Source organism: Micrococcales bacterium (genome assembly GCA_009784895.1).
GTDB lineage: Bacteria > Actinomycetota > Actinomycetes > Actinomycetales > WQXJ01 > WQXJ01.
Map to the genome: position 1 here is coordinate 1 of WQXJ01000092.1, position 3,681 is coordinate 3,681.

At 63.6% G+C, this 3,681-nt stretch carries 5 protein-coding genes; all 5 read left to right on the forward strand.

Annotated elements, in window-relative coordinates; translation table 11 throughout:
* On the forward strand, nucleotides 1–840 hold an 840-nt coding region (locus FWD29_09935; GenBank protein MCL2804248.1), incomplete at its 5' end, for a DAK2 domain-containing protein.
* A gap of 14 nt (nucleotides 841–854) precedes the next feature.
* Nucleotides 855–1,304: a ribose-5-phosphate isomerase gene (locus FWD29_09940; protein MCL2804249.1), complete on the forward strand. Its 450-nt coding sequence runs from the start codon at nucleotides 855–857 to the stop codon at nucleotides 1,302–1,304.
* Between the two features lie 2 nt (nucleotides 1,305–1,306).
* Nucleotides 1,307–2,080 (forward strand): triose-phosphate isomerase, encoded by a 774-nt coding sequence (locus FWD29_09945; protein ID MCL2804250.1) that lies wholly within the window; start codon nucleotides 1,307–1,309, stop codon nucleotides 2,078–2,080.
* Nucleotides 2,081–2,096: 16 nt separating this feature from the next.
* Nucleotides 2,097–2,897, forward strand: a complete 801-nt coding sequence (locus FWD29_09950; protein MCL2804251.1) for a DeoR/GlpR family DNA-binding transcription regulator — start codon at nucleotides 2,097–2,099, stop codon at nucleotides 2,895–2,897.
* A gap of 42 nt (nucleotides 2,898–2,939) precedes the next feature.
* Nucleotides 2,940–3,681 (forward strand): alcohol dehydrogenase catalytic domain-containing protein (locus FWD29_09955; GenBank protein MCL2804252.1); only part of this gene is annotated, 742 nt, incomplete at its 3' end.

Consider the following 3,681-nt stretch of genomic DNA (forward strand, 5'->3'; position numbering starts at 1 on the left):
ATGTGCACCAGCTTTGATATGGCCGGTGTCTCTCTGACACTGTGCTGGCTTGACGAACAACTCGAGCAAGCCTGGTTGGGGCCAGCCAACACCCCGGCCTATCGCAAAGGCACCGTGGCCCAGGCGGCCTTGCGCCAGAGCTCTGGTGCTGCCGCGGCCGTGGCCCAAGGCGAGACGGCCGTTGCCAGCGCTGAGTCACAGGCGGTAGCCAAAGCGGTGGCTCGTGTTCTGCAGGCTGTGGCGGCCAAGATTGACGCCACCGCTGATCACCTAGGCCAGCTTGATCAGATTGCTGGCGATGGCGATCACGGCATTGGCATGCAACGTGGCGCCACGGGGGCTGCCCAAGCCGCCGCCGCGCTGGTCGTTGGACCGGTTGGGACTGGCACCGTGCTGGCCGAGGCAGGCAACGCCTGGGCCGAGGAGGCCGGTGGTACCTCCGGCGCCCTGTGGGGTCTGCTGCTCCGAACCCTCGGCGGATCGCTGGGCGACACCCAAGCGCCCAGTGCCGAGGCTGTGGCTGCCGCTGTGGAACAGGCCAGCCAGGCCGTCATGACCGTGGGCAAGGCTCAATTGGGCGACAAGACCATGGTTGACGCGTTGGTGCCATTCACCGAAGCCCTCACTGCCAATGTGGCATCGGGCGCTGGTTTGGCCAAGGCTTGGCAGCAAGCCGCACAGGTTGCCACCGAGGCGGCTGAGGCCACGGCGGATCTGGTGCCGAAGATTGGCCGCGCCCGGCCGCACGCTGAGAAGTCAGTTGGCACGCCAGATCCTGGCGCAGTCTCGCTGGCCTCGATCGCCGAGACCGTTGGCAAAGCGCTGACGGAGGCTGGCTAGAGGTGGACCGAACCATGAAAGTGGCTATCGGTTGCGATGACGCAGGTTTGGCTTACAAGGAGATCATCAAGGCCGACCTTGAGGCCAGCTCTCTGGTAACCGCAGTCAACGACGTGGGGGTTGGTGTCGACGAACACACCGCGTATCCGACTGTGGCGGTGGCCGCCGCCGAACAGGTGGCGGCCGGCCAGGTTGACCGGGCGTTGCTGATCTGTGGCACCGGTCTGGGCATGGCCATTGCCGCCAACAAGGTGCCAGGGATCAGGGCGGTGACAGCTCACGATTCGTTCTCGGTAGAGCGCTCGGTACTGTCGAACAACGCCCAAATCCTGGCCATGGGCCAGCGGGTGATCGGCATCGAGCTGGCGCGCCGCCTTGTCCGTGAGTGGCTCACTTACCAATTTGACCCCGCGTCTGCCTCAGCCCAAAAAGTAGCTCTGATTAGGGATTACGAAGGTCAGTAGACATGAAGTTCCTGGGAGTCAGCCTAAAGATGTATTTCGACCACCAGCGCACCTTGGCCTGGACCGGTCGGATCATCGAGGCAGTAGAGTCGGCCGGCCAGCTTGGTGCGGTCGAGGTGGTGCTCTTCCCAAGTTTCGTGTCCATTCCGGCCGTGGTAGACCTGGTAGGTCGGCAGCACCAAACGATCCGGGTGGGGGCCCAGAACGTGGCAGATCACGCCTCGGGGCCGTTCACCGGCGAGGTCTCGGCGGCCTCCCTGAAACAGGTCGGCTGCCACTTCGTTGAGATAGGCCACGCCGAACGGCGCCGGCTGTTTGGTGAGAACAACGCCATTGCCAGTGGCAAAGTGGCAGCCGCACTGGACCAGGGTATGGTGCCCTTGCTCTGTGTGGGCGAACCCGGTGAGGTGGCAATGGCCGCCGCCGGTGACTACTGCATCGAGCAGCTCGAGGCCATCTTGGGGTCACTGGCCGGAGACCAGCTGGCGGGCCAGCGAGTCGACATTGCCTATGAGCCGGTCGCCTCGATTGGCGCCAGCCGCCCCGCTGATGAACAACACATTTTGGCGGTCTGCCAGCAACTCAGTCGCTGGGCTAGCCGGGAATGTCCCGACACCTCGGTGAGAGTCGTCTACGGTGGCAGTGCCGGCCCTGGTTTGTTGAGCCGTCTAGGCGTGGGAGTTGACGGTTTGTTCCTGGGACGGTTTGCCCATGACCCGGAGGCTTTTGCCCAAGTCTTGGCGGAAGCCTCCGGCCAGCCGAAGCGATCAGACTGACCGAAAGGACGTGGCCGTGGAACGGACATCGACAACCAAAGGGATCCGCCAGACCAGGCAGGAAAACCGCCGCACCCAGGTCATGGACGCCATTCTGGCCGACGGTTCGGTTCGGATCGAGGACCTGGCTCACCGGTTTGGCATCTCGCTGATGACGATCCACCGTGACCTTGATGACCTTGAAGCCCGGGGTATTCTGCGCAAATCCCGCGGCATTGCCACCGCCCAGGCCACCAGTTTGGTCGAATCGTCTGATGCCTACCGAGCCGGACGCCAGTTGGCGGAAAAGGAGTCCATTGCCAGGGCCTGTGCCGAGCACATTCAGCCCGGTCAGGCCATCTTGCTGGACGATTCAACCACTGTTCGGCACTTAGCCCCGCACCTGGTTGACCGGGTGCCGTTGACTGTCATTACTAACGCCCTGCCGCTGATCATGGCGCTGCGCGAGGTGCGAGACCTGTCTTTGATTGCCCTAGGCGGGTCATACGCCAATTGGTGCGGCGCGTTCATGGGCCGGGTAACGGTTGATGAGGTTACCGGGTTGAGGGCCGACACGGCCGTCATGTCGACCGCCGCCATTGTGGACGACATGTGTTTCCACCAGGAGCACGAGACAGTGGCCGTCAAACGGGCCATGCTGAAATCCGCCGCCAGCAAGATCCTGCTGGTTGATCACACCAAATTCGAGAAGCGAGCCCTTCATGGACTGGTTCCCCTGGCCGAGTTCGACCTGGTCATTGTCGACGGGGGGACCCCGATAGAACACATCACACGACTGCGCGGCCAGGGCATTGAAGTCCTGGTCGCCTCGGGCTAGGCGGCCGCCCGGCCCGGGCAAGACCAAGAGAGAGAACAAGACATGGCAATTCCTACCACTATGCGAGCCTCCGTCCTGATGAGCGCGATGAACCTTCAGCTCCAGACCAGGCCGGTGCCCGTGCCGGCGCCGGACGAGGTGCTGATCAAGATTAAGTCCGTGGGCGTTTGTGGCTCAGACGTCCACTTCTACAAAGAAGGGGCTCTGGCCGATTGGGTGGTAACGGAACCTCTGGTGCTAGGCCACGAGGCTGGCGGCGAGATTGTGGCCGTGGGTTCAGCGGTGGACCCGGCCCGGGTCGGTGAAAGGGTGACAATCGAGCCACAGCATCCGTCGGCCACATCGGCCGAGACGCTGAGAGGCGAATACAACCTGGACCCGGACATGCAGTTCTACGCGGTCCCCGGCACCGATGGCGCCTTCCAGGAGTACCAGACCATTCAGTCACACTTTGCCTTCAAGATCTCCGACAAGGTGTCCGACGACGCCGCTGGGCTGATGGAACCGCTGTCATGTGCGGTGGCCACGGCCCGCAAGGCTAAGTTCACCGTCGGTTACCGGGTCCTGATCACCGGTGCGGGGCCAATCGGCCTGCTCTGCCTGCAGGTGGCCAGGGCCTATGGCGCGCGCGAGGTCTTTGTGACCGATCCCTCAGCCGAGCGGCGCGCCACGGCCATCAAGTATGGCGCCGCCGCCGCGATTGACCCCACCACCGAAGACGTGGCCAAACTGGATCTGGGAGTTGACGCCTTTGTCGACGCCGCCGGTCCGGCGGCGGCTGTCC

Excerpts from the sequence above, each read along its gene's own strand:
- FWD29_09940 (MCL2804249.1), top strand. The coding sequence starts at position 855 with ATGAAAGTGGCTATCGGTTGCGATGACGCAGGTTTGGCTTACAAGGAG.
- FWD29_09945 (MCL2804250.1), top strand. The coding sequence starts at position 1,307 with ATGAAGTTCCTGGGAGTCAGCCTAAAGATGTATTTCGACCACCAGCGC.